The sequence below is a fragment of the Novosphingobium sp. BL-S-24 genome, assembly GCF_055521575.1.
The window spans coordinates 770,533-794,703 of record NZ_CM145487.1 but is presented as its reverse complement, the minus strand read 5'-3'; the positions used below and the strand labels follow the sequence as shown (position 1 = coordinate 794,703).

General features: G+C 58.6%; 22 protein-coding genes. 11 read left to right on the top strand and 11 right to left on the bottom strand.

Annotated features, from left to right (window positions below):
* The first annotated feature begins 140 nt into the window (after positions 1 to 140).
* The 3 genes from ACZ1JM_RS03580 to ACZ1JM_RS03570 are packed head-to-tail and all read left to right on the top strand — an operon-like array spanning position 141 to position 2,738.
* The gene (locus ACZ1JM_RS03580) at positions 141 to 1,280 is read left to right on the top strand and encodes a Gfo/Idh/MocA family protein (RefSeq protein WP_465131764.1); all 1,140 of its coding nucleotides are present in this window, start codon (positions 141 to 143) and stop codon (positions 1,278 to 1,280) included.
* On the top strand, positions 1,277 to 2,161 hold the full coding sequence (locus tag ACZ1JM_RS03575) for an SDR family NAD(P)-dependent oxidoreductase (RefSeq protein ID WP_465131763.1): 885 nt from the start codon (positions 1,277 to 1,279) through the stop codon (positions 2,159 to 2,161). Before ACZ1JM_RS03580 ends, ACZ1JM_RS03575 begins: the two co-directional genes overlap by 4 nt.
* Before the next feature lie 16 nt (positions 2,162 to 2,177).
* Positions 2,178 to 2,738, top strand: coding sequence for a nuclear transport factor 2 family protein (locus ACZ1JM_RS03570; RefSeq protein ID WP_465131762.1), 561 nt, complete (start codon positions 2,178 to 2,180; stop codon positions 2,736 to 2,738).
* Positions 2,739 to 2,862: 124 nt separating this feature from the next.
* Here the strand turns inward: ACZ1JM_RS03570 and ACZ1JM_RS03565 are convergent, their stop codons facing one another.
* Both ACZ1JM_RS03565 and ACZ1JM_RS03560 read right to left on the bottom strand, forming a co-directional pair.
* On the bottom strand, positions 2,863 to 5,280 hold the full coding sequence (locus ACZ1JM_RS03565) for a TonB-dependent receptor (protein WP_465131761.1): 2,418 nt from the start codon (positions 5,278 to 5,280) through the stop codon (positions 2,863 to 2,865).
* Between the two features lie 614 nt (positions 5,281 to 5,894).
* Positions 5,895 to 8,021 carry a molybdopterin-containing oxidoreductase family protein gene (locus ACZ1JM_RS03560; RefSeq protein ID WP_465131760.1) on the bottom strand — a complete coding sequence of 709 codons (2,127 nt, stop codon included), beginning with the start codon at positions 8,019 to 8,021 and terminating at the stop codon, positions 5,895 to 5,897.
* A gap of 46 nt (positions 8,022 to 8,067) precedes the next feature.
* Here ACZ1JM_RS03560 and ACZ1JM_RS03555 point away from each other — a divergent pair, with 46 nt between their 5' ends.
* Complete coding sequence (locus ACZ1JM_RS03555; RefSeq protein WP_465131759.1) at positions 8,068 to 8,259, top strand: hypothetical protein; 192 nt, start codon at positions 8,068 to 8,070, stop codon at positions 8,257 to 8,259.
* Between the two features lie 176 nt (positions 8,260 to 8,435).
* On the opposite strand, the gene ACZ1JM_RS03550 is transcribed toward ACZ1JM_RS03555, so the two are convergent.
* Entirely contained in the window at positions 8,436 to 9,812 is a 1,377-nt protein-coding gene (locus ACZ1JM_RS03550) for a FadR/GntR family transcriptional regulator (protein WP_465131758.1), read from the bottom strand.
* A 179-nt stretch (positions 9,813 to 9,991) separates the two neighbouring features.
* The gene (locus ACZ1JM_RS03545; protein WP_465132571.1) at positions 9,992 to 10,159 is read right to left on the bottom strand and encodes a rubredoxin; all 168 of its coding nucleotides are present in this window, start codon (positions 10,157 to 10,159) and stop codon (positions 9,992 to 9,994) included.
* A gap of 140 nt (positions 10,160 to 10,299) precedes the next feature.
* Here ACZ1JM_RS03545 and ACZ1JM_RS03540 point away from each other — a divergent pair, with 140 nt between their 5' ends.
* The 4 genes from ACZ1JM_RS03540 to ACZ1JM_RS03525 all read left to right on the top strand — a co-directional run bounded on the left by ACZ1JM_RS03540 (position 10,300) and on the right by ACZ1JM_RS03525 (position 15,753).
* Complete coding sequence (locus ACZ1JM_RS03540; protein ID WP_465131757.1) at positions 10,300 to 12,060, top strand: N-acyl-D-amino-acid deacylase family protein; 1,761 nt, start codon at positions 10,300 to 10,302, stop codon at positions 12,058 to 12,060.
* The gene (locus ACZ1JM_RS03535) at positions 12,061 to 13,284 is read left to right on the top strand and encodes a cytochrome P450 (protein WP_465131756.1); all 1,224 of its coding nucleotides are present in this window, start codon (positions 12,061 to 12,063) and stop codon (positions 13,282 to 13,284) included. It begins immediately after the preceding gene.
* A complete protein-coding gene (locus ACZ1JM_RS03530) occupies positions 13,262 to 14,509 on the top strand; it encodes a cytochrome P450 (RefSeq protein WP_465131755.1) in 1,248 nt (415 codons plus the stop codon). Before ACZ1JM_RS03535 ends, ACZ1JM_RS03530 begins: the two co-directional genes overlap by 23 nt.
* Positions 14,510 to 14,994: 485 nt before the next feature.
* Complete coding sequence (locus ACZ1JM_RS03525) at positions 14,995 to 15,753, top strand: hypothetical protein (protein WP_465131754.1); 759 nt, start codon at positions 14,995 to 14,997, stop codon at positions 15,751 to 15,753.
* Positions 15,754 to 16,066: 313 nt separating this feature from the next.
* On the opposite strand, the gene ACZ1JM_RS03520 is transcribed toward ACZ1JM_RS03525, so the two are convergent.
* Entirely contained in the window at positions 16,067 to 17,341 is a 1,275-nt protein-coding gene (locus ACZ1JM_RS03520) for a hypothetical protein (RefSeq protein ID WP_465131753.1), read from the bottom strand.
* A gap of 121 nt (positions 17,342 to 17,462) precedes the next feature.
* Entirely contained in the window at positions 17,463 to 18,653 is a 1,191-nt protein-coding gene (locus ACZ1JM_RS03515) for an NADH:flavin oxidoreductase (RefSeq protein WP_465131752.1), read from the bottom strand.
* A gap of 111 nt (positions 18,654 to 18,764) precedes the next feature.
* On the opposite strand from ACZ1JM_RS03515, the gene ACZ1JM_RS03510 reads away from it, so the two are divergent.
* Positions 18,765 to 19,520: a tyrosine-protein phosphatase gene (locus ACZ1JM_RS03510; RefSeq protein ID WP_465131751.1), complete on the top strand. Its 756-nt coding sequence runs from the start codon at positions 18,765 to 18,767 to the stop codon at positions 19,518 to 19,520.
* Between the two features lie 5 nt (positions 19,521 to 19,525).
* Here ACZ1JM_RS03510 and ACZ1JM_RS03505 read toward each other — a convergent pair whose 3' ends face one another.
* The 3 genes from ACZ1JM_RS03505 to ACZ1JM_RS03495 form a co-directional block, all read right to left on the bottom strand.
* A complete protein-coding gene (locus ACZ1JM_RS03505; RefSeq protein WP_465131750.1) occupies positions 19,526 to 20,056 on the bottom strand; it encodes an EthD domain-containing protein in 531 nt (176 codons plus the stop codon).
* Between the two features lie 49 nt (positions 20,057 to 20,105).
* A complete protein-coding gene (locus ACZ1JM_RS03500; protein ID WP_465131749.1) occupies positions 20,106 to 20,300 on the bottom strand; it encodes a hypothetical protein in 195 nt (64 codons plus the stop codon).
* Positions 20,301 to 20,591: 291 nt separating this feature from the next.
* Positions 20,592 to 20,747, bottom strand: coding sequence for a glutathione S-transferase family protein (locus ACZ1JM_RS03495; RefSeq protein ID WP_465131748.1), 156 nt, complete (start codon positions 20,745 to 20,747; stop codon positions 20,592 to 20,594).
* Positions 20,748 to 20,763: 16 nt separating this feature from the next.
* Between ACZ1JM_RS03495 and ACZ1JM_RS03490 the strand changes: the two genes are divergently transcribed.
* On the top strand, positions 20,764 to 21,630 hold the full coding sequence (locus ACZ1JM_RS03490) for an SDR family oxidoreductase (RefSeq protein WP_465131747.1): 867 nt from the start codon (positions 20,764 to 20,766) through the stop codon (positions 21,628 to 21,630).
* On the opposite strand, the gene ACZ1JM_RS03485 is transcribed toward ACZ1JM_RS03490, so the two are convergent.
* Both ACZ1JM_RS03485 and ACZ1JM_RS03480 read right to left on the bottom strand, forming a co-directional pair.
* Positions 21,618 to 21,920 carry a hypothetical protein gene (locus ACZ1JM_RS03485; protein WP_465131746.1) on the bottom strand — a complete coding sequence of 101 codons (303 nt, stop codon included), beginning with the start codon at positions 21,918 to 21,920 and terminating at the stop codon, positions 21,618 to 21,620. The two genes, ACZ1JM_RS03490 and ACZ1JM_RS03485, sit on opposite strands and share 13 nt — an antisense overlap.
* Positions 21,921 to 21,943: 23 nt before the next feature.
* Positions 21,944 to 22,729: an SDR family NAD(P)-dependent oxidoreductase gene (locus ACZ1JM_RS03480; RefSeq protein WP_465131745.1), complete on the bottom strand. Its 786-nt coding sequence runs from the start codon at positions 22,727 to 22,729 to the stop codon at positions 21,944 to 21,946.
* 264 nt (positions 22,730 to 22,993) lie between these two features.
* On the opposite strand from ACZ1JM_RS03480, the gene ACZ1JM_RS03475 reads away from it, so the two are divergent.
* Positions 22,994 to 24,055 (top strand): phosphotransferase, encoded by a 1,062-nt coding sequence (locus ACZ1JM_RS03475; RefSeq protein ID WP_465131744.1) that lies wholly within the window; start codon positions 22,994 to 22,996, stop codon positions 24,053 to 24,055.
* Positions 24,056 to 24,171: the final 116 nt, after the last annotated feature.

Genomic DNA, 24,171 nt, shown 5'->3' with positions numbered 1-24,171 from the left:
CCATGGCAGGCAATGGGCACCATGTCACCATCAGGCTACGAATTCGTAAGGAGGCCATGGCTCAACATGTCTGTAAAACTCTTTGCGATCGAGTTAGTAAGCAGTTACTCCGATCCGAAAGGCGAGTGGAGAGGAACAAAATGGCCAAGAAATTGAGGGTAGGTGTCGTCGGCGCGAATTGGACGTTGAACGTTCATGCGCCGGCCTGGAGAATGCTGCCCGACGTCGAAGTGACGGCAATCTGTACCTCGCGAAAGGAGACTGCCAGGGCGGCCGCGCAGGCTAGCGGCATCGAGAAAGCCTACTGGAATGTCGCAGAGATGGTCCAGGATCCCGACCTCGATATCATTGATGTCGGCACCAAACCGGCGCTGCGTCAGGATATGGTCATGGCGGCGCTCGAAGCGGGCAAGCATGTCTATAATTGCCTGCCGTTCGCCATGTCTCGGGAGAGAGCGGACGCAATGCGCGACCTGGCGCAAGCCAAGGGCCTGGTTGGTGCGGTCGATGCACAGTGGCGATGGACTCCGGCCATTCGGCGCATGAAGGAGATGATCGACGAGGGCGCGATCGGCGATTTCTTCTCGGCTACGATCCATTTGCACCTGCCGCTCTATGCGCATGACGATTTCGTTTATACGCTTTGCGCGATCGGAGGCACCGGCACGCCTTATCCCTGGCTCGCTGATGCGTCGAGCGGAGCATCAGCGTGGCGCAACTTCGGCAGCCATACCCTCTTGTGCCTCATGTATCTGTTCGGCGAAGTCGAAGAGATCGTGATGACATCCGAGACGTTCCTGAAGGAAATGCATTTCACGGATGGCACGCGCGTGCGGCCACAGACGCCGGACTTCGCTTCGGCGCTGCTGCGCTTCCGCAATGGCGGCAAGGCCAACATCAACGTCAGCTGGGCTATGGCCGATGCGCCGGGCTTCTATCTGGACGTTTGTGGATCGCGTGGGCGGCTGGTGTCGACAGAGGCGGGGTTTTGCGACGCTGGTGCGACGCTGCACTACGGACAGCCTACGCACGCGCCAAGCCGTGCAGCCGTCGATATTCCCGATCGCTTGTTCGAAGTGGAGGGCACTCCCTTGTCGCGGACTAACCTGCCACCGATGATGATGCCCATCACGGCTTTGTTTGCCGATATGGCGCGGGTTATACGCACGGGAGTTGGCAGTGCTTCTCCCTCGTTTGCCGATGCCGCGCATGCCCATGCCGCGGTGGAGGCCGCGGTAAGATCCGAGAAGAGCCGGCAATGGGAAAGGGTGGGCAGATGAGCAGATTGGTCGAAAGAGCGGGCCTGAAGGGCAAGCGCGCTGTCATCATCGGCGGCGCGTCGGGCATAGGCTCGGCGGTGACGCTGGCACTGGCGGCGGAAGGTGTCGACGTCGCCTTCTGTGACATAATGGAGGATGCGCTGGAGCCGACGCGGCTGCAAGCGGAAGAACTGGGCGTCACCTCGATTGCCGAGCACGCCGATGCCATCGACCGCGAAGCGCTGTGCGCCTTCTACGATCGGGTAGATAACGCGTTCGGCTCCATCGACATTCTGGTCAATCTTGCGGGAGGCACGCTGCGCCGTCCGTTTGCGGAAGGAAGCGCAGAAGCGGATGAGCGCGATATCCGGCGCAACTACGGCTACGTCCTTGATTCATGCCGCCTTGCCATCCCGCTGATGCGCAAGACGGGGCGGGGAGGCAGCATTTTAAACTTCACGACGATCGAGGCGCATCGCGGCGCGGCGACATTCGCCGTCTATGCGGGCGCCAAGGCGGCGACCACCAATTTTACGGCGGCTTTGGCCGTGGAATTGGGCGCGGAAAGCATCAGGGTAAACTGCATCGCGCCCGATACCACGCCATCGGTCGGCAACGTCAACGCGGTGCCCGGGATTGGCGAGTCGTTCGCCGCGCTGCCGCCATCCGTTCCGACCAAGGGAATGGAGATGTACGTACCGCTAAAGCAGGTGCCGATGCCCGATGATCTTGCTGACGCCGTGGTCTTCCTGGCCTCAGACTTGTCCCGATTCGTGAGCGGGATAACGCTCCATGTCGACGGAGGCACCAAGGCTGCTTCGGGTTTCCTGGACTGGCCGTTCGGTGACGGATTCGTCCCAACGCCGCTCGCCGGAACGCTGGGCGCGATGTTTCGCGAGTAAGAGGAAGGAGAACATCATGGACGAGGAACTTGCGCGCAGACTCGATCGAATAGAGTCATCTCAGGCAATTCAGATGTTGCCTTCGCGCTATGCCTTGGCGGTGGATTCGCGCGATGTGGACACGCTGGTCGAGTTGTTCGTGCCGGATGTGGACTCTGGCAAGTGGGGCAAGGGGCCCGACGGCGTGAGGGCCTTCTACGAGTCCGTTCTATCGGGATTCTACCGCAGCCAGCACCAGATTTGCGGTCATGTTTTTGACTTTGTCGACGCGGATCACGCGACCGGCACTACTTATTGTCGAGCCGAACATGAGGATGGTGACAACTGGGTCGTCATGATCATGACCTACTTCGACGAATATGAGCGGGTCGGCGGACGGTGGTGTTTTCGCAAGCACCTCCCCAGCTTCTTCTACGCCACCAACATCGACGAGCGCCCGGCTGCGCCTTTTGCCTTGTGGCCGGGCCGAGAGCAGAAGGCGAGTCACTTTCCCGGCTCCCATTCCTATGCGACGTGGAAGCCATATTGGGACCGGCAGGATCCGGCGGCGATCGACTTGATCACGCGCCAGCCATAAGGCGGATGCGGGGTGGCGTAATGCCACCCCGCAAGTTTTACCTTGTCCAAATTGGTGGTTGGAAAGGCGCTATGACCAGTGTTTCGCACGCGAGGTGTATCTCAAGCAAACCGAGGTTCGTTCGCTATCTGTCACCTCCAAACGGGACTTTAAGCTCCACGCCAACGACTCGAGGCTCGGCTAATGTTCCGATGCCAATACCGAGTCCCGATGTATTGTACGCGCGCGCCTCGTACAGTTCATTGGTCAAATTCCTTCCGAAGACCGATACGCTGACTCCAGTCGGAGAGTGCGTCAGCGTGTAGCGGGCACTGAGCAGCGCAACGTCGCGGTAGAACCCGGTGTAAACGATCGTTCCGGCCCCATCACGGAGCGGCGGACCATCGTGCATCTTGTCACGAAAGCTCAAGTCTGCACGCAGACTGCCTCGGATATCGTCGGAAAATGGCATGTCCAGGGTACCCCCGATGTTCCACGACCACGTCGGAGTGAGTTCGACAAAGGTCACGTCGCGCGCAGCCGGATTGCGCGCACGTGCGTGCAGATAAGCCAAGCCCGCATTAAAGGTAAGGAATGCCGCAGGTTTGATCACGATCTCGGCCTCGACCCCCTTTACATTGCGCGTCCCGATATTCTGAGTCACTGTAATCGCCGCGCCGTTACTAGGCGATATTCCGTTTATTGTCGTCTGAACGTCTTTTCCCTTGGACGTAAATATCGCAAGATTGGTCCGCAGCGTTCGGTTGAGCCAATCAGCCTTAAGTCCGAACTCATAGTCCGTGACGATCTCCGGATCAAACGAACCTACCACTTCAGGTGCGTTTATGCGCGGATTGAAGCCACCCGCACGATATCCGCGGCTCGTCCGAAGGTAGACCAGTTTCGAGGGATCGACCTGATAGCTGACTGAACCGGTATAGCTGAATTGGTTGAATTTGGCGGTGGACGACAAATTGCATGGCGCGCTGAAATTAGGCAGCAAGGCCAGCCCGTTTGCAGCCGTGTAAGTGCAAGCGGAAAGTCCGGTCGGGGTATAGCCAAAGGCGCTGGCGACGAATGATCGCTTGTCGTGCGAATATCGGACTCCGCCAGTGACTGAGAGCCCATCCGTCAGTGTGTAAGTACCCTGCGCGAACACGCCATAAGATTTGTTTTTCGCATCTGCACGTGTGTCGGTGCCTGCAGACCCACCGAAGTACGACAGCCCAGCCAAAGGAAGACTGTAGTCACGCGAGGACGGCGTCTCACTAAAATACAGTCCGCCGACTGTCCAATCTAGTTGTTCTCCGAACGCCTTTCCATTCAACAAAAGCTCCTGGGAAAATTGCTTTGCCAGATTCGATTGTAAGGCATCTATTATGGCGAACTCAGTACCATCAACATCGTAGGAGTAAAATGTCTTAACGTGCCGATATGCGGTAATCGACTTCAACGTAGCGAATCCAAAATCGTAGCTTAGATTGGCTAACCCACCCCAGGTGACGCTGCGCGTCTTCGGGTCCGAGTCTCCACCCACGGTGTCGAACTGTCCAGAAACCGGATTGAAGGTGTACGACGAAGCCGTGACATCACGAAGATCGTTGCCCGTCGTTCGGGTTCCGTGTGGTGACGCAATCCCTTGTAAAATGGCGTTGCCCGCAGCAAAATCTGCGCCCAGGCCCCGTTCGAGCGCAACTTCGACTGCGGTAAATGGGCCATTTGCCGGGGCGTAGTAGCGCAAGAACTGATGAACGCCGTTCCCACGGATTTTTGTGTAGTCACCTGCGAACAGCGCCTGAAAGCGGTCGGTTGGTTGCCACAACAGCGAGCCACGACCGAAATAGGTCGTACCCTTGTCTGTCTTGTTACCCGTCACGTAGTTTGTGCCGTAGCCGCCGGCCTTTCGATCGTATTGACCGGCAAAACGGACGGCGAGAGTTGACGTGAGCGGCAGGTTGAGGACGCCCTCTGATTTCAGCCGATCGAAGCTCTCGTAGGTGGCAAGACCATACCCTTCAAACTGTTGTGTCGGACGATTGGAAATGACACGAACCGCACCTCCCGTCGTGTTCTTGCCAAACAATGTACCTTGAGGGCCCTTCAAGATCTCGACGCGGGCGACATCGACGAAGTTGATCAGAGAACCGGCAGATCTGGCGATGTATACGTCGTCGAAATAAACGCCTACTGATGGATCGATCGTTGGTGCCGAATCTGCCTGAATCTGACCTCGGATTTGGAAAACGGCATCGCCAGGCTTGAGTGCCGGCGAAATCTGGATGCCTGGCGCAAGTAGCTGCACATTTTGCAGATTGGTTATGTTAGACTGTGCCAGCGACGCGCCACTCAGCGCGCTGACAGCGATCGGCACACGCTGCAATGATTCCTCACGGCGAGTGGCGGTAACAACAATGTCGGCGATGCCGGCGTCCGATGTATTCGTGGATTGAGGTCTGCTGCTCGAAGCACTAGCCGGTTCTTGCGCTTGCGCTAGAGCGGGCACAGCAATGACGTTGATGAGCAAGCTGGCACCACCCAGCAAACGATTGCGGCTGACCTTCATATCTCTCTCCCCTGATGCCGACGGCTAGACCGTTCTCGCCTCACTTTTGTAGTTGATTGGAAGTATGAAGCAAATATTTTTATTGTATTGCCCAATATCGTAATAGTGAAGCCGGTCGTTTCAGATCTGCTGGTTTGTGGCGAATGGGCCGACCGCCGTTGCGACTTCGAAGGCCAATGGAATAGATCGTCACTTTCCCCGCGCCGTCCCTGCTTTACGCGATTTTAAACACATCGAGCAGCCGTAGATTTAAAATCGATCCCTAAGGCCGTGGCGCCGGTCTAATATGATTGGGCCTCCTGGCGCACGCGCCGAGAGCACATGGTCTGCTCTCATCGAAGCAAGCAAGACAGACAGATAAAGGTCTTGATCGTCAATGGTGAGCATTCTTGCGATGAGAAGTAGCTCTTCATGTCTTGAGCGGGTACGACCGTCAGACTGCCACCCGAACACCGCTAGTTCCTTTCGACTAGATCAAGACCCTGATCCGGCCACCGACGCGGATACGAGATAAAGCCGAATGTGTCGCGCGCCATTGTTGCTCGCGCAGCGCTTATTCCCGACTTGTTGGTCAAATCTTAGATTGGTCTTTATTTGGCGTCGCGAGGGACAGATTAAGTTTTGGATGCCCTACGCACCCCGACGGCGAACCCTGTCAGAACCGGCATTGCGTTGATCGGATCGCGATCAACAATCCGATCTGTCAGGCTGTTGACGTTGACTCCCGCGTCACCGCCCCAACCGTGCGTCACGGCGATGACGCCCCTGCGCATTGTGGTGTCGGCGCGCACGGTGATCTGGACGGCGCCATGGGCCGAATGCAGCTCGATAAGTTCGCCTTCGGCAAGAATCTCGCACGCCATGTCGTCGGGATGCATCCAAGCAGGATTGTTTGGGACGCGCCGATGGATGCTCGGCAGCCGGTGGTACATCGTGTTTTGCACCTCGCGCATGCGCCGGACCGAAAACCGATAGGGGCGCTCGGCATCCGGATGCCTTCGCTCGAGGGAGAGGTCGCCGAGTTCAGCCACGATGTCCGATGGCGCAACGGCAAAGCGTGCATCGGATCCTCCTGGCAGCACTGATTGCGGCGGCACGTCGAAGATCACGCCCGCTTCCGCAAGCTTTATCTGCTCGTACGGGACGGCGCTTCCCGCAACTGCCTGCGCCATCAAGCTGTCTTCGTCGGGCGCCTCATCCAAGTCCAGCGGCTGGCCGCCCAAAGCCATTGGTACCGAGAGCCGTCGGCCCAATTCCCAGAACACGCGCCAATCGTCGATCAGTTCGCTGCCTTGGGGCCGCTCCAGCACGGGCCGGGCAAACTGGGAGTAGGGCACCTGGAAGATATGCGGCTCATATATCGGGTTGGGAATGTCATGGCGTTCAAACATCATGGGTGGCGGCAGGATGTAGTGGGAAAGGCGCGCTGTTTCCGTCATGAACGGGTCGATCGTCACCAGCAGTTCCAGTTTGCCAAATGCCTCCGCCGTGTCGACGCCGGGGATGGCATTCACCGGATTGCCCCCGTCCACAATCATCGCGGCGATCCGCCCATCCCCCTCCAGCCGCATGGCATCGGGCAGGACCCCTGACATCCGTTCGCCGAAGATCATACCGAACCCGAACGGATCTTTCCAACCCGTCTCCCAGCCGCGATTGGGCGGGATCACCTGTTCCAGGTGAGGCGTGGCGGCTGCCACGACCCCAGGATTGGCTACGGGTTCGCCTGCTCGGGGATAGCGCCCACACAGGACGTTGAGCGTTTCGAGCAGATGCTCGGCGAGGTTGGAATGATAGCCCATATTGGGACCGGTTCCTGACCCGGCCGTCCCCTTTTTCGCCCGATCGGGGAATGGCTCGGCGAACAGCGCCGCCGCCTGGACGATCTTTTCCGCCGAGATGCCACAACGAGTGGCGACATATTCAGGATCGAAGGGCGAAACGGCGGCGCGAAGCGCGTCGAGCCCACCGACAAAGCGGTCGCAGAAGTCATCATCCTGCCAACCTCGCCGAAGTATAACATTAACGATGCCCGCCAGCAGAGTGGCATCCTCCCCGGGCAGCGGGCGTAAATGCAAGTCGGCAAAGCGGGCGGTTTCGGTTTCGCGCGGGTCGATCACGATTAGGCGCATACCCGCTGCCTTTGCCTCCTTGATCGATTTGACCGGATTTTGGTTGTTGAAGTTAAAGGTGGAGAGCGAAACCAGTGGATTGGTGCCAACCAGCAGCAGTACGTCGGCCTCACGCATGGGCGCACGGCCCCCCGCCCAGACGCCCAGGCGCTCGACATTGACCCATTTTGCCGATTGATCGATTGTCATCGTCGAGAAGAAGGAACGCGAGCCGAAGCCGCGGATCAGCTCTGGCAGGAGCGCGTTCGCGAGTATGTTGCCATAGCCGAGCGTGCCGCGAAAACCTGCCACGGCATCGGCCCCTAGGCGTGCAACGATGTCAGACAGCCGCTCGGCGATTTCGTCCAGCGCCTGACTCAAGCCGATACGCACGAAACCACCGCCAGGCTGGCGTTTGAGCGGATAAAGCAGTCGGTCTGGGCTCGCGTGGGCTTCGTGCAGGGTAAGCCCCTTGATACAAGCAAAGCCGCGTGACACCGGATTTTCTCGGTCGCCATGCACCGAGAGCACGCTGCCGCCTGCGTCCACGTTCATACGCAGTCCGCAAAGGCCTGCGCAAATACGGCAGAACGTGACGACCTCGCGGCTTTCGCGGCCATCGATCATCATCCCGGCTCCCTTATGACCCGACGAAGCGTCCGGAAAGCGCGCCATCATGCTGAACGACGACGCCGTCGATCAACGTGTAGCGGTAGTTTCCCGGCGGCCTGAGAAACCGCACTCGGTCCCTGCCGCGATCTTTCAATCCCAGGAAATCCGCCTGACCGTATCTGATCGTACACAACGGATTGAATTGGAATACGCCCACCCCGAGGAGGCGGTGCAGGGTAGCTCATACGCACTTTGATTTTCCTATCATCCTCTACACAAAGAGGCTGCTGGGAGGTGAGGCATGAAATCGTCAACGAGCAGATGGTAGTGTTTGAAAAGAAGGCTAACCGCGAGGCGGATTAAGTACTGCAACTTTTCTCAAGATACGATGCAGCTTAGAACGGATGGCGCGGCGCTGACGCCATCTGAGACTTAGTACGCGATACTTCCGGCACGCATTTCCCGCTCCTCCCATTCTATGTGACGCAAGGTTAATCGGTAAGCCGAGTTCGAATCGCGATCCCAAATTGCACGTAGTAGTTGGACATTATTCGCGCGCGATGTCAAAAGAAACTCCGGTTTTAGATCCCCAGGGCTCTTGTGATAAAAGGTCGCAAAGATAACCCGTAGGAACAACGCCAAGACATGATTCAGAGACGAATCAGCAAGGACATTTCCGAACTCACGATCATCAGCTGCGTCGATAGCCTTATTGACATTCAAAAACGAATTCATCGCTTCCAGCATGTCTTGCGAGGCGTATAGAGCGGCCATTTCCGCGGCGAAGGGAAAAAGCGCGCGCTGTGCTTCTATAAGATCATCGGTCGTGAGCTTCATCGATCGAAGAAACGTCTTGCTCATCGCTACGGTGTAGCGTGGATGCGGCGCTCCCATGATGATGCCGCCGCCCACGCCTCGCCGCCGTGAAAGCACGCCATGGGAAACAAGGATTGCAAGCGCTTCACGCAACGTTGCCCTGCTGCTCGAATAGCGGGTTGCGAACTGGGCCTCCGTTCCGAGCCATTCGCCCAGCTCACGTCCTTCCTGAACTACATCGCGTGCAAGTAGGTATGCGATCTTGCCGGCTTTTTTGGTGCCTTCTTGCGGCCCTGACCGGATTGTCTTGGCCAAGTTCTCGGAGGAATATATCTGCTTGGCTGCAACGCGGGCGGTGGCCCCGTCGCCCCTCAATATGTTGTCGATCAGTTCACGAGCCAACGCCGTAATTTGCTTGGATCTTTGGGGAAGCCATTGAGGCGCGAACAGGGTGACAACGTCGTTGAAAATGGACAGCACTGGGCTGCAAGCCGCGCAGGCGATCATTCCGTCCAGTTTCCCCATCTCGGTTTCAACGACTGCAGGTTGGCGGTGAGAGAAAAGTTTTTTCAGGTCATCCATCGGTTCCCCGCCGATCCGGATCGCCGCAAGCTCGGCCAATTTGCTCATGATCAACTGTCGAACTTTGTTGAGCATTTCCGCCGTGGGCGCACGCAGCAGGAGATACGTTCTCATCGCACCCAATGCGGTCTCACGGCCGGGTGCCGCGACGACCAGGCCGGCACCGCGCGTCATCTTCACGATACCATGGAGTTCAAGCTCACGAAGCGCTTCGCGCAGGGTTCCGCGACCGACGTTGAACCGTTGCTGCAACGCGCCTTCCGTGCCGATCAGGCTTCCCTGCGCCAAACCTTCCGCGAACAATTGCTGGACGATTGCATCTGCGATTTTGTCCGCTGCCCGACTGACACTAGCACTCCCTGTAACGTTCAGTTCCCTTCCGCCTGAAAAGTCTTGGACCGAAAAGGCCACATTCCTTGTTTATGGACCCGAACAAATCTTGTCCAGCCTGGCGGGCGGCACGACCACCGCGAGTATAGCCACGATAGCGGCGGTGTGGGCTGGGCGTCGGTGCATCGACTCACTTCAAACAGAGCGTCCGAAGGCTGAGGCTCGCCCCGCTGAGCCAGATCAAACGGCTAAACGCGGAATCAATGTTCGATCCGGCTGAAGTCGCTGTGCAATGCACCGCATTCTGGGCAGATCCATGATTCTGGCAATGCTTCAAAGGGGGTGGGCGGGGCTATCCCGTTCTCCGGATCGGCGGTCTGAGGGTCATACTCATACCCGCAATAGAAGCACTGCCATTTATCTTCCACGACGATCTCCCAGCGGATTTCTGAACTTGTCACCGGATTGAAACATGCTACTATGAATCCACGGCGAAGGTCATTACCGGTAACCTTTGTGAGAATCAAAGAAAATAGGCATTCAAAGATAATGCCATGGGAGGCTGCGGGTGTATGATCTAGTCATCAGGGGCGGTGAAATTCACGATGGCTCGGGAGGCGAGCCTTTTACTGCGGATGTCGCGGTAAAAGGCGGCAATATAATTGAGGTCGGGCACAAGATAGCCGGGTCGGGTCGACAGGAAATCAACGCTAACGGCATGATCGTCACGCCTGGCTTTGTGGATATACACAGTCATTATGATGCCCAAGTCACTTGGGAGCAGCGTTTAGCGCCATCATCCGGCCATGGCGTAACGACCGTTGTCATGGGGAATTGTGCTATCGGCCTTGCTCCTTGCCGGCCCGAGGACCGCGACTTGCTGATCAACGTCATCGCCGGGGTTGAGGATATCCCTGAGCCGGTCATGGCTGCGGGCATTCCCTGGAACTGGGAGACTTTCCCCGAATATCTAGATGCCCTCGCTAATCGCCATACGGATATTGATTTCGCGGCGCAGGTTCCGCACACGGCCGTTCGCATTTCCGTCATGGGCCGTCGCGGCGCGGATCGCGAGCCTGCCAACGCACACGATATGGAGCGGATGACCGCTTTGGTCGCCGAGGGTATTCGAGCCGGGGCTGTCGGCGTTTCGACTTCGCACTCCATCTCACACCGACGGCTTGATGGCGCCTTGGCGCCTTGCGAGACATCAGGTGAGGCGGAGTTGCTGGCGATCGCTCGCGGCGTCAAGGAAGCGGGTTCCGGCGTCTTCGAAATCATCATCGATTTCGACGATCTAGACGAGTCCGGCTCCGCCGAGTTCGAGATGCTCAAACGGATTGCGAAGGAAGCAAACGCTCCGTTATCGTACACGCTGGTTCAGTCACCCGTTAATCCGAACGGTTGGCGGACCTTGTTGAAGATGACGGAAGACGCTCGCCAAAGCGGCCTACAGATAAGCTGTCAGATCGCGCCTAAAGCCGTAGGTATGTGCTATGGACTCGATTTGTCGTTCAACCCGTTCTGCTTCAATCCCAGCTATCGCAAAATAGCCGATCTTCCTCTGTCGGAACGCGTGGAGCGGATGCGAGATCCAGCTGTCAGGTCGGCTATCCTTGCCGAGGCTCCGGAAGGCTGCAATCCGACGGTGGCCTACCTGCTTGGCTTACATGAAAGAATGTTCGTTCTTCGCGACCCGCCGAACTACGAACCCTCGGAAGACATGCAGATCGGCGCCATGGCTCGCAACACGGGAAAGACGACCCGGGAGGTGATCTATGATTATCTCCTTGAGGATGGCGGCAACAGCATAATCTATTGTCCTGTTACCAACTTCCATGACGGGACACTCAATTCGGCGCTCGAGATGATGAAATCGGACGCGACCATTATCGCTCTTGGCGATGGCGGCGCGCATTATGGGCTGATCTGCGATGCGGCCTATCCGACGTTTTGCCTCACTCACTGGGTGAGAGACCGTCAGGCATCCAGACTGCCGTTATCTTGGATGATCCATTCCCTCACCCGCAAGCCCGCGCTGGCAGTAGGTTTTGCAGACCGCGGCCTCGTAAGATCCGGCTACAAGGCAGACCTGAACGTCATAGATCTGAAAAGGCTGGCATTGTCACGGCCCGAGGTCCGCTACGATCTCCCGGGTGGAGGCCGTCGCCTCACGCAGCGAGCCGATGGCTATGTCGCCACCGTGGTCTCCGGCGTGGTCACCTACAAGGAAAACGTTTCGACCGGGTCGTTTCCAGGCCGCTTGGTGCGCGGACCGCAGGCCGAGCCCAAGACGGACATTGTACAAGATCGAATTGTGGAGGCTTGAATGAGGCAGGATTGGACAGTTCCAGCGCACGTTCCCCAAGAACTGGTGCGTGACTTCAATTACATCGCACAGTTGGATAGCCAAGACGATCCTCATGGATCTTGGAAAAGACTACATGATGAGGGGGCCGGAATAATCTGGTCTCCTTACCTTGGCGGACACTGGATGATTGTTCGCAACGCACCTCTTAAGGATGCGCTGAACAACCATGGACTGTTCTCCTCGACGCAAAGCAGCATTCCGGCCCATGATCTTGTCTCCGCCCCTATCCAGTTCGATCCACCGGATCACACCAGGCTGAAGGCGCTTGGGGTGCCCTCGTTCAGTCCGCAGGCGCTCGCAAATGTCGAAGAGGAGGTGCGGACGTTCGCCCATTCTTTGATCGACAAATTTTATGACAGGGGTGAGTGCGATTTCATCACCGATTATGCCCTGCAGGTTCCAATAGTGACGTTCATGCGGCTTGCCGGACTTCCAATCGAAGACCGCGAGATGTTGCTCGAGCTCGTAGAAGTGCAAATTCGCGGGACGGAAGTCGCCGAACGCCAGGCCGCGCAACGTGCGCTACAGGATTATGCCGAGCGGATTGGACGTGAGCGGATCGCCGATCCGTCCGGCAACGACATGATCAGCCAGATTTGCAAAGGAGACGGGAAAGGCAATTTCGCGACCGACGAAGAAATCGTCGGCTATGTGCTACTGCTTCTCGGCGCCGGCTTGGATACGGTCTCGTCCAGCATGGGTTTCATGATGCGGTTTTTGGCTGAGAACCCTGATCATCGCACTCAATTGCTTGATAATCCCCGTCTCATCCGCAACGCGATTGAGGAAATGCTACGTCGGTTCGGCGTATCCTCACCGGCGCGGGTGGTTACGCAAGATGCCATTTTCCACGACGTGGAAATGCGCGCGGGCGATGCCGTCCTGCTTGTCATCACGCTCGGAGGACTCGATGAGCAAGCGTTTCCCGATCCGTTGGTGGTCGACTTCGAGCGCAAGGATGCGGCACATAGCCTGGTTTTCGGCGGCGGCATCCATCGGTGCATCGGATCCTTTCTCGCCCGCTTGGAATTGCGGGTTGGCCTGTCGGTGTGGCTGGACCGGATCCCCGAATTTCGTATCGATGCCAAGCGCAAGCCGATCGGTCTTGCGAGCCTGGTAAACAGCATGCAAAGTCTCAGCCTTCAGTGGGAGCCGGCGAATGTCGCAGCGCTCCATGCTTGATGCTCAAACGGCCGGGGAGCCAGCGGCCGCACATCCATTTGCAGTCCCGTCGCATGTTCCGCGGGAAAACGTCTTCGATTTCGATTTCCACCACCCCGAAGCGCTGGACGAAGAGCCTCACCTGGCCTGGAAGAAGCTGCATCTTTTGGCGCCCGATGTCTTCTGGACACCGCGTAATGGCGGGCATTGGGTCGCGACGCGCGCGGCCGATATTCGTCGGATACAGCGCGACAACAAGACCTTTTCCCATACAGGGTTTAGCCTTCCCCCTGATCCGTTTCCAATAGCCTACCCACCCGTCAACATGGATGGGGCAGAGCATGTTGAATTTCGTAAGCTGATCATGCCGTACTTCACGCCAGCCGCGGTGGCACGGCTTGAGGTCAGAGCACGCGAGATCGCGATCGAACTCACCGACAATCTGGTACCAAAAGGTGAATGCGAATTCATAGGCGAGTTTGCTACGGTCTTGCCGATCATAATATTTCTTGAAATCGTGGACCTGCCGATCACCGATCGAGACAAGCTTCTGCCTCTGTCTCATGCTGCCTCACGCGCTGAGACGGCAGACGAGCGCGTTGCCGCAACCAAGGCGATGGCCGCCTACCTCGCGCCGATTGTCGAGGAGCGGCGCACTCACCCGCGAGAAGATACCCTCAGCAAAATTGTGAACGGCCAAGTATTCGGCCGACGCGTCTCATACGACGAAGCGCTGATGACTATGGTCGTCCTGCTGTTTGGCGGCCTTGACACCGTTGCGTCCATGCTGGGCTATGCGGCCAAGTTTTTGGCGAACCATCCCGCGCATCGTAAACAACTCTTGGATGATCCCGGCTTGCGTAAGTCGGCAGTCGAAGAGTTGCTTCGACGCCACGGGGGCACAAATTCGGGCAGGCTTGTAACCAGCGACACCGAGCTCGCGGGAGTTACGCTCAAGAGTGGTGACCGCATCCAAGTTGGAAACATCCTGCACGGCGTTGATGAGCGGCAATTCGGTGATCCCCTTACAGTAGACTTCACTCGCCCTCAGCCCATGCAACTGGCTGTGTTTGGTACCGGCGCGCATACCTGCCCGGGACAGGTGCTGGCGCGTCGCGAACTTCTCGTTTTTCTCGATGAATGGCTTCCACGAATTCCCGAGTTTCGGATCAAGGAAGGCACAAAGCCACGCACAGCTTCGGGCTTTGTGGAAGCGCTAAGCGAGCTTCACCTAACCTGGGACTGACATGAGATAGGCACCGAACACCAAGATAATCGGTAGGATGGTCGAAATTGCGATTGCCACGGTTCGTCCTGCGACACGAAAATGTTGATCGCAATCATGTTGGAGAGATCGGACACGATCTTTAACAATCGTGCCCGCTCTCTTGTCAGCACAGAAGTTGCCAGACTTCATGCGCATCTGCGATATACCATGACTGTTCCGCTTTAGCGGTTATTTGTGAGGATCTTACTATGTGTGAATAATTGAGCATTGGAGAAATTATTGCGCATGCCTTTTCGGGTAACTCTTGAGAGGTTCGATGGGCGAGTACCTGACAGTTGAAGCAATTAAATTCCAAGCGGCGGAAAGACCGCGGAGATACCTACGCCTTGTTCAGTTTGCACAAAGCTGATCGCCTGGATGTTTGCGGACGCCTTCCTAGCATGAGTCTGGCCTGACGATCTTATAATCTGGCATTTGGTCATCGAGTTTTAAGGAGCGGAGATATGCGGTTTGTGTCAGTCGCGGAAGCGCGTGAGCTCGGCGGCCTTCGCATGGTTTTGCCACGTAGTTGGGGTTTTTGGGCGGAATGCGCAAAATCTGTCTTGTTCGTCAAAGGCATTGAGTATGCCTGTGTCGAACAGACAGTGTTCGGTGAAAATCGCGAGCTGGTCGCTTGGACAGGTGTCCGTAATCAACCGCAAGCCATCTATAATGACGAGCCTGTACGCACGAGTTGGCTGGAGATCCTGCAATTGGCAGAACGATTGTCCCCCGCCCAAGCATTGATACCCCATGATCTTTCTCTACGAGCTGAGGTGATCGGCCTTTCAGATCTGATTTGCGGTCAAGGTGGCTTTATTTGGCAGCGGCGGCTACATCTCTCAACACTAAATCCTCCAGCCGGGGGCTCGGTCGCATCCATTATGCGAGACGCCTATGGCCTCTTCAACGTCGACCCGGCGGAGCCAGAGCGCTTCATCGTGGATACGCTCGACTTGCTCGCCACCCGCTTGCACGAGCAGTATTCTCGTGGGATGAGCTTCTTCGTCGGTGATTGTCTGAGTGCTGTGGATTTATATTGGGCATGTGCCTCGAATCTCGTCAACTTCCTGCCTGCAGATAAGGCATGCGTCCCCGAATTTTTGAGAAGCCATGCCAACAATACGGGGGCAGCCATCGCCGCAGCACTGGATCCCGTCCTGCTTGAGCATCGAGATCGTATCTACGACGAGTGGCTGGAGCTGCCGCTGATGTGCCTTTAGCGAGATAGTTTATCTGGGTGACATTCTCCGCCTACTGAGGTCGCTGATAGCTTAGTTTCGGTGTCCTACCCGCGGACAAATATGCGTGCCTCGTCCCAGGTGCCATTTTCCCTGACGATCATGCACGGTGGCTCTCGGCGATGATTCCTAGCGCATATTTCCTCAGTATGCTGTGGCTATTAGGAAAGTTCGTTTGAGTTAGCGGGTTTAGACCTCCTTCTCGGCACGCTCTACCCACCTTTGCCGACTTCCGCTTACAGGCATACAGCGAGTGCCGGCCGCCCCTCGATCCCTTCGATGCCACCCCGCCAATTTACCTTGTGCGGTTCTCATAGTCGGAAAGGCGCTGTGCCCGCTGTTCCTCGCGCTCGGCGGGGCTCAACCAGACCGTATCTGCGGGCAGCTTGCTGCGAAGTTCCGACATTTTGACGATTTGCGTTGTCAGCTTGTCGGTGCCCGGTACGATGTTGCCGGGTATGTGATGCCAGCGCAGCAAAATTGTCCCGCGCCTTTGGCCGCCGCCGTCCAGCCAGTTGTAGACGCCCGGATCGGTGGCGGAAATGACCCAGCGGTAAAGTCCGTCGCCGGACAGCTTTGCCTGCGCATGGTTCAGGCTGCTGGTACGCGTGCGATATTCGTAGGACAGCATCCAGATATCGGTGATCTGCATGCCGACATAGGGCGCGTCCATCGGATCCGCGGTGATGATCATCGCTTCGTCCTCGGCAAGTCCATAGTGGCCGAGCGAGGACGCCTGGCTTACAAGCCCGCCGGCGCTGCCTGCCGCCCAGGGCGGGTTCATCGTGTTGATCGGGCCGCTTTCGAAATAGCCGTGCTGGAGATGCTCCAGAAAGAAGTGTGCGATCGTCTCGCCTAGCTGGGTCGCGCGGGCCGGTGCCTTGATGGGATCATAATCGTCGCTCGGCGCTTCGTCCAACAACTCGATGTCCAATTCGCACGGCCGCTCGCGCGCCCAATCGCCCATCGTGTCGCGCACGTTGAGGATCATGCCGCCGGCGATGCAAAGATGGTTGCGCCGTCCATCGTTGGGAGTGGCGTCACAAAGGACTTCGAAGCTGCCGTCCTCGGCCACGTCGATGCTTGCCGTGCTGATGAACCCCAGCGTGTTGGCGAAGATGTTCTCGCCGATCTGCTGTGGGATGACGCATATCGAGAAGTCGACTGGCGGCGCTTCGATGAAGCGGCCACGGACACGATAGCGCAGGTTCTCGCTGATATAAGCGAAACGGTAGCCGTTGTCGGTGTTGTCCTGGCCAAACCGGCTGCCGGGTACCTGCAGACCCATCCAATCATGATCATGGCAAAGGGTCCAGACGAAGCGCGGAAGACGCGGCGTTTCGCTGCAGGCCATCAGGCAGGCGTGGAACAGGTGTTCACGCGCGCTTTGCTGGATCAGTTCGTCCTGATCTTCATAGCGGGCGTTCCGGTCGGCACGGAAATGCGCCACCACGCGCTCGATCGCCTGCTGCACGTCGGCGCTGGCATAGGCGGTCATCGCACGTTCCTCGATTAGGCGCTGCTGATCGCTCGCCAGCGCCGACAGTGGCCTTTGCGGTGCGGTGCTCATGCGTGGTGTCCCCGCAGAAGCGCCGAACAGATGGGTCCGTTCATATCCAATCTCCTCTAATTATGGTTTTGCAAACAAGGGTGGCGGCGGCAGGGCGGCTGTCGCGATGCCCGACGCCCCATCAGGTAAGTCGATCCAGATTGGCGACATCGAAAGGCAGGAAAGGCTCACCACGAGTGGCCCGACCCAACCAGTCGGGATCGTTGAGCAAAGCCCGACCCACCGCCACCAGATCGAACTCGCCCCGCTCGAAACGCGCGATCACCTTATCCAGATTGTCGGACGCGTCGGACCCATCGGGCAAGTGATCGCGCTTTGCTTGAGCAAGGCCGACACCTCCGACCGCGATGCTAAGTTTGCCTGTCAGCTTCTTGGCCCAACCCGCGAGGTTCAGCGGAGAACTTTCGAACAGCGGGGTGTCGAAATAGCGCTGACTGCCATCGAAGATGTCGATCCCTGCCTCGGCGATGGGAACAAGCAACTGCTCCAACTCGTGCGGCGTCTCGGCCAGGCGTGCTGAATAGTCCTGCATTCGCCATTGCGAAAAACGTAGCAGGATAGGGACATGCTCTCCGACTTGCCTGCGAATTTCACGGACTAGTTCGACCACGAATGTGGCGCGGCCGCGATGGTCGCCACCCCATCGATCCGTGCGTTGATTGGTGCCATGCCACAGGAAATTATCGAGAAGATAGCCATGCCCGCCATGGATCGCGATACCGTCGAACCCGATTTTCGCGGCATGCGCCGCGCTGCGGCCATAAGCTGCGATCACGTCCCCGATTTCGCTCTCGGTCATGGGCTGCGTCTCGGCCGACAGGCGCTCGACCACATCCGGTTCCAGGCTCACCTTTCCAAGTGGTCCGATTACCCCCGAAGGTCGCCGAGGGGGAACATGTGGGTCGGGGCTGACGGCTGCATCGCGCAGGGCGCCCTGATGCCAGAGTTGCGGAAAGATCGTTCCGCCTGCAGCATGGACCTCGCCGACGATGTGCCGCCAGCCGGCAAGCGCGGCTTCGCCATGCATCGCCGGCACATTGGGCATGTCGACGGCCGCAGGATCGTCGATGGCGACTCCTTCGGTGACGATCAGGCCGACACGCCCTTGTGCGCGTCGCCGGTAATATGCGGCGACATCTGCACCGGGGATCCGACCAGGCGACATCTGCCGCGTCATTGGCGACATGACGAAACGATTGGCGAGGGTCACTCCGCGCACCGTCAAGGGGTGGAGGAGGGGGGACAGCCGAGCGGACTGCCGTTCCTTTAACGAGTTCATCTCTTCTCCCGTCGTTGCGCAGGGGTCGGCCATCGATTCTCTTGGTAACCGCTTACTAACAACGGCCATAGATCACAGCGAAGCTTGCTGTGTGCAATCAAATTTGTCATTCGTCGTGCCATTTCTCAACGCAAAGGATCGAAGATGACGGAATTTCCCGTGATCGCCGCCTGTGCTCCCAATCTGCGGGACGTTGGCGGGCTGGATGCCGGTGACGATCGTCATGTCCGGGGCGGACTACTCTATCGATCCTCCATTTTGGTGCCGCCGGATGACGATGAAGACTGCATCCGCGCGCTCGGCATCCGCTCCGTCATCGATCTGAGAAGTGCGCGCGAGCGCCAAGTCGTACCCAACAGCTTCTTCGCCGCACAAGGCGTGAAGTTGGTCGAATATGATATCACCGCCGACTTTCGCGCGGCGGACGATCCGTTGGACTATCTTCGCCAGGATCCGGGCGAGGTGGGCGCGGTCGCGCTGATGAAATCGACTTACCGCCATTTGCCAGATGTCTCGGGACCAGCCATCCGCACTGCTGCCGACTTGCTGATCAATGGTGGATCCCCGGTTTTGGTGCATTGCACCGCTGGCAAGGATCGGACGGGCTTCCTATGCGCCATATTGCTGATGGCTGCGGGCGTGCCGGCCGAGGGCGTGATGGCGGACTTCGTCGAAAGCAACCGTCGGAGCCATGCCTCGGTCAGTGATGCGACGCGCGCGATCATGGCCCATGCTGGTATCGAACTCACCGACGCGGCTCTGCTGGCGCTCAACGATGCGCGACCGGACTATCTGGCCGAAGCTTTCGCCGTTGTGACTGAACGCCACCGTGGGGTAGATGCCTATATCGCGGCGCTTGGGATTGATCGGGACCGCCTTCGGGACATCCTTGTGGACTGAGCGCCTCAGCTGTGTTCGGTCCCGTACATGACGTGGGTGCGGGAAACAAAGTCGGCGATGTCGTCGGCAAGTACGGCTATGTCCGCCTGATCGCGGTATAGACCCGTGCGCAGATCCTCGGGGCTGGCAAAATCCAGCACCGCAAAACCGAGATAATCGGGCGCGTCGGCGCTCAGCGTCTCGGTGAACCGAAATTGGCGATAGCGCAGCGCCTTGAAATGGATTTCGCAGGCGATAGGGATATGCTCGTCCCAATGACGGAAGGCTTCTTCGAGCGGCTGGCCTTCGCGACGTTCGACCAAGGCGTGAAGCTGTATGGCGCCTGCGGGGCCCTCCTTGCCGACGACCATGTGCGCGCGGTAGCGCGCCGCTCCGGACGTTCCACCGGTACCGTCCTCGCAATGCAGCAGCACCGCGCTGAAAGGAACTGGCTCGTCGTTGCCGAAAGGGGAAGGGCGGTCGGGCAGCCAGACGATGTCAGCTTTCACTTCGATGTTTGACTGATCACCGTTGCCAGGCAGCAGCTCGATGTCCATGTTTCTCTTGCTCCCCCTTGTTGCCCGATGCCGTGGCGGCAGCACGCTCTTATCTTGTGGCTGACACGCCCAGTGCCACGCGAGTGCGGTCGATTTCGACTCGGACCGGCACGTTCGCCAGCACCTTTTCACGATAGTCGGCAAGAGTGGCATGTTCCGCAATAAGATCGCCAAGGTCAAGCAAGCTCGATCTAAGATCGCACAGCAGGAGCGAAGGCGGCAACACGCAGTCAGCCAGCGTCAACCGATCGCCGAACGCGAAGGGCGCATCGGCTACATAGCCGCTGAGCCGGCCTAGCCCCTCGCGCTAGCGCCGCACTTCCTCGTTCACGATGCGCTCGTCGCGATGCGAGGGATCGAGTTGCGGGAAAAGACGGCTGACCGGCACCATGACATAAGTGTCGGTGACGCGGATTATCGTGCGCATGCGGGCACGATCGAGAGGACTGACGGGACGCAACGCAACGCTGGAAAAACTGTCTTCGATGAAGTCGAGGATCGTTTCCGACTCGATAATAGGAGCTTCGTTTTCGATCTAGACCGGCACCTTGCCGATGGGATTAATCGCGAGAAAGTCGGGTGATTTGGGGACGTTCGGGATGATCGCGTTGACAGGTGCCAGGCCCTTGATCCGACAGGCGATCCTCACACGCGTCGCGAAAGGCGATTGATCGGGTCCATAAAAGCGCATGCGGCCTATCCTGACAATGCTGACCGGCACCGCTGCCTTGGTTTGTCGCGCAGCTATTGCCAACGCACGTGTACTGCGCAAGTTCTTGCCGGACAGTATCGATAACGTGAGTCAAGCAGGGTGGGGCAGTAGGACAATGACAAGACCACTCGTCGTCACCGGGGCAGCATCGGGCATCGGCGCGGCCACCGTCGAATGGCTTGCGAAGCAGGGGCACCAGACGATCGGCGTCGATCGTGCCGGCACTCAGATCCTGGCCGATTTAAGCGACGCTATCAGTCGGGAGGAGATGCTCGACAAGGTGCAGGCGGCGGCGCCAGATCGTATCGAAGCGATCATCGCTTGCGCGGGTGTTTCGGCGGGAGATGCCGGTCTGGTCGTTTCCGTCAACTATTTCGGCGCGGCGCGCCCGCGCGGGGTTCTGATCGCATCCAGTGCGCTGTTGCTGCCGAACGACATCCCGACCGTCGACGCCTGTCTGGCGGGCCGTGAAGCCCAGGCCGTGGAATGCGGGCGCGCGGCGCCGGAAGACGCATACGCTTCCTCGAAACTGGCGGTGCATCAATGGATGCGCCGCACGGCCGTCTCACCTGGTTGGGCCGGACAGGGAGTTGCGCTTAACGCCGTTGCCCCGGGTACGATCCGGACTCCAATGACGGCGCCTTACCTGGAAAACGAAGAAGGACGGGCCCTGCTGCACCGGTCGAGTCCCACGTCTGGCGCAGAATGTGGAGAACCTGCCGATGTGGCCGAGGTCATCGGTTTTCTTGCGACAATGGAGACGCATTATTTGCTGGGCCAAACCATCTTCGTCGATGGAGGAACCGAAGTCCTGCTTCGTTCTGCCATCGCCGAAGATCATGGTGCAGCTCAGCGTGGTTGATAGACGGTGACGACCACGTGCTCGGGGTCGAGTGCCGGCGATAGTTCCATCGTCGCGGACGCCTCGAACAGCTGGCCGAGTAGTGCATGAGGATCGTCGCACTCGACCGTATAAGCCGCCATGTAGTGCGGGCGATCGCGACCCGGGTCGACGATGGCATACCGCTTGGCGCTCAGAAACCCAGGCACCTTCAAGACATCGGGCAGATGCACCGTATCATACCAGCGGTTGAACTCCTCGTCCTGGCCGAGCTGTCCACGTGACTCAAATTGGATTACATATTCTGTCATCGATCTCTCCTCTTGGTTGGCAATCAAGTGAATGGGCGTCCGATCGGGATCCGGTCAAGGCTGGCGCGCATCAGCCCGCCATCCACGGTGATGTTCTCGCCCGTCATATAGCTTGAGGCTTCGCCGAGCAGGAACGTGACCGCGGCGGCGATCTCCGATGGCTCGCCCAGACGCCCGATCGGGATCATCTTGTTGCGGCTGGCTACATAGTCGGGATTGTCTAGGCTGGGGTTCATCGACGTTCGCATGCTGCCAGGGGAGACGATGTTCACGCGGATGCCATCGCGCGCCCACTCCATCGCGAGCTGACGGCAAAGCATGACCTCGGCAGCCTTGGCGGGCGAATAGGCGCCTCCAAGCTTGTAAGGTTCAAAGGCCGATGTCGAAGCGACGCCGACGAACGTGCCTTTGCTGTCCTTCAGCGATGCATAAGCTGCCTTCGCGAGCAACCAGACGGATCGCACGTCCACCGCAAAGACACGATCCCAGTCCTCCACGGACAATTTCGTCATCCGACCTGGCTTCATGATCCCGGCATTGGCGACGACGCCGTCCAACCCGCCTGCGAACGCCACCGCCGCGTCCACCAGCCGCGCCGGTGTCTCAGGATCGCCAAGGTCGCCATGAAGGGTAACGATGCGCGCTCCCATGCTCGTCAATTCGTTCACCAGCTCGTTGTTGGACCGGTTGCCCGACGTACACAGCGCAAGCGTGCACTGCGTACCGGCGGTGCGTGCCTCCGCCGCCAGCCGACGGGCGATCGCACCGCCCAGACCCTCTTGGCTGGCGCCGGTTATGAGTACGCGCATCCGTCGATCATCCTTCCCGCTCTTGCTGCGATTATCGCTGACATGTTCGCGAGTGCAAGCGTCTTCGGTGACGACTGGCAATCGAATATTGTCCGTTTTTCGCTTGAGGGCCAGGTTGCCCGCCGCTAGCTCAACGGGCGTAAAGAACAGCTAAGAAGAAACGGAAGAGGATCGGCCAATGCCGACAAGAACGAGGCTCGGCGTTGTGTTCGGGCCACCGCTTGTACGTCGTGTTTACCATGATATCGCCACGTGTGCCATGACATGACCGCTGTGGCGATTCCGCATAGTCTGGAAGCTCTCGATGTCGCTTTCGTCGAGCATCTGATCGCGCGGGAACATCCCGGTGCGCGTATCGAGCACATGGAAATCACCGGTGAAATCCATGGTACGGCGACGAAGGCCCGCCTGGAACTACGCTATGTGCAGGATGTCGGCGCGCCGGCGGTGGTGTGGCTCAAGGCCGGCTACGAGCCGCACAGCGCGACGCTGTACAAGGACGGCATCTATGCGCTCGAGCCCAAGGTCTACGTCGAATTGCTACCCGATCTGCCCGTGCGGGCGCCCCGGCATCATGGGGCGATCTATGACGAATTGGCCGGTGAAGGTGTCGTCCTGCTTGAGGATCTGGGCAGCGCCGCGCGCATTAACAGCCCGCAAAGCAACATCAGCATCGACGAGGTCGCGGCGATGCTCGCCATGCTGGCGAAGATGCACGGCATCACGTCGGGTCCTGGCTGGCTGACGGACCGGCCCTGGATACAGCGAGCGCTTGAGGGATTTGGCGAACCGCAGAGCTACCTGACCTATATGGGTGAGCCGGCGAACATCGAGCGGTTCCTCAGATGGCCTCGGTCCTCAGACTACCCTCCCTTGATGTTCGACCCCCAGACCATCCATGACCGCCTGCGGCGGGTGTTCGACTGGTCCATGTCGATAAAGCGGCCTTGCATGGTCCATGGCGACGCGCATGTAGGCAATAGCTATGTCGATGCGGATGGTCGCCCGGGCATGCTCGATTGGCAATGCGTCAGGCGGAGCGGCTGGGCGTTCGACGTGTCCTATTATCTGACCTCGGCGCTTTCGGTGGATGACCGCCGCAAATACGAGCGGGAGCTGATCGAGGATTATCTGGCCGCATTCGTGGCGGCAGGCGGTCCGGCGCAGGACTGGGATGATGCTTGGGGCGAGTTTTGCCTTGCCCAAGGCTATGGCTTCGCCGCCTGGCTCAGCAATGACCCGGCACTGCAATCGGAGGTCAATAATACGATCGTGTCGCATCGCTTCGCATGGGCGATCGTCGATCACGGCATCTATGCGCGATAAAAGCACGCCGCCCGCCATGAGCGTTGATCCGTGCCGGCAGGTCTGTCGGCGCTAGGCAGGTTCGCCTTACCATATGGAGACTGGCGGCGTGGGTGTGACGGACTAGCAGTTCTGAG

Bases quoted from the DNA above. Each gene is read 5' to 3' on its own strand.
- ACZ1JM_RS03525 (WP_465131754.1), top strand. From the start codon at position 14,995: ATGCGGTTTGTGTCAGTCGCGGAAGCGCGTGAGCTCGGCGGCCTTCGC.
- ACZ1JM_RS03505 (WP_465131750.1), bottom strand. From the start codon at position 20,056: ATGGACATCGAGCTGCTGCCTGGCAACGGTGATCAGTCAAACATCGAA.
- ACZ1JM_RS03555 (WP_465131759.1), top strand. From the start codon at position 8,068: ATGCTGAACGACGACGCCGTCGATCAACGTGTAGCGGTAGTTTCCCGG.
- ACZ1JM_RS03565 (WP_465131761.1), bottom strand. From the start codon at position 5,280: ATGAAGGTCAGCCGCAATCGTTTGCTGGGTGGTGCCAGCTTGCTCATC.
- ACZ1JM_RS03570 (WP_465131762.1), top strand. From the start codon at position 2,178: ATGGACGAGGAACTTGCGCGCAGACTCGATCGAATAGAGTCATCTCAG.
- ACZ1JM_RS03535 (WP_465131756.1), top strand. From the start codon at position 12,061: ATGAGGCAGGATTGGACAGTTCCAGCGCACGTTCCCCAAGAACTGGTG.
- ACZ1JM_RS03490 (WP_465131747.1), top strand. From the start codon at position 20,764: ATGCTGACCGGCACCGCTGCCTTGGTTTGTCGCGCAGCTATTGCCAAC.
- ACZ1JM_RS03480 (WP_465131745.1), bottom strand. From the start codon at position 22,729: ATGCGCGTACTCATAACCGGCGCCAGCCAAGAGGGTCTGGGCGGTGCG.
- ACZ1JM_RS03515 (WP_465131752.1), bottom strand. From the start codon at position 18,653: ATGGCCGACCCCTGCGCAACGACGGGAGAAGAGATGAACTCGTTAAAG.
- ACZ1JM_RS03580 (WP_465131764.1), top strand. From the start codon at position 141: ATGGCCAAGAAATTGAGGGTAGGTGTCGTCGGCGCGAATTGGACGTTG.
- ACZ1JM_RS03485 (WP_465131746.1), bottom strand. From the start codon at position 21,920: ATGACAGAATATGTAATCCAATTTGAGTCACGTGGACAGCTCGGCCAG.
- ACZ1JM_RS03475 (WP_465131744.1), top strand. From the start codon at position 22,994: ATGACCGCTGTGGCGATTCCGCATAGTCTGGAAGCTCTCGATGTCGCT.
- ACZ1JM_RS03510 (WP_465131751.1), top strand. From the start codon at position 18,765: ATGACGGAATTTCCCGTGATCGCCGCCTGTGCTCCCAATCTGCGGGAC.
- ACZ1JM_RS03560 (WP_465131760.1), bottom strand. From the start codon at position 8,021: ATGATGATCGATGGCCGCGAAAGCCGCGAGGTCGTCACGTTCTGCCGT.
- ACZ1JM_RS03520 (WP_465131753.1), bottom strand. From the start codon at position 17,341: ATGAGCACCGCACCGCAAAGGCCACTGTCGGCGCTGGCGAGCGATCAG.
- ACZ1JM_RS03530 (WP_465131755.1), top strand. From the start codon at position 13,262: ATGTCGCAGCGCTCCATGCTTGATGCTCAAACGGCCGGGGAGCCAGCG.
- ACZ1JM_RS03495 (WP_465131748.1), bottom strand. From the start codon at position 20,747: ATGCGCTTTTATGGACCCGATCAATCGCCTTTCGCGACGCGTGTGAGG.
- ACZ1JM_RS03575 (WP_465131763.1), top strand. From the start codon at position 1,277: ATGAGCAGATTGGTCGAAAGAGCGGGCCTGAAGGGCAAGCGCGCTGTC.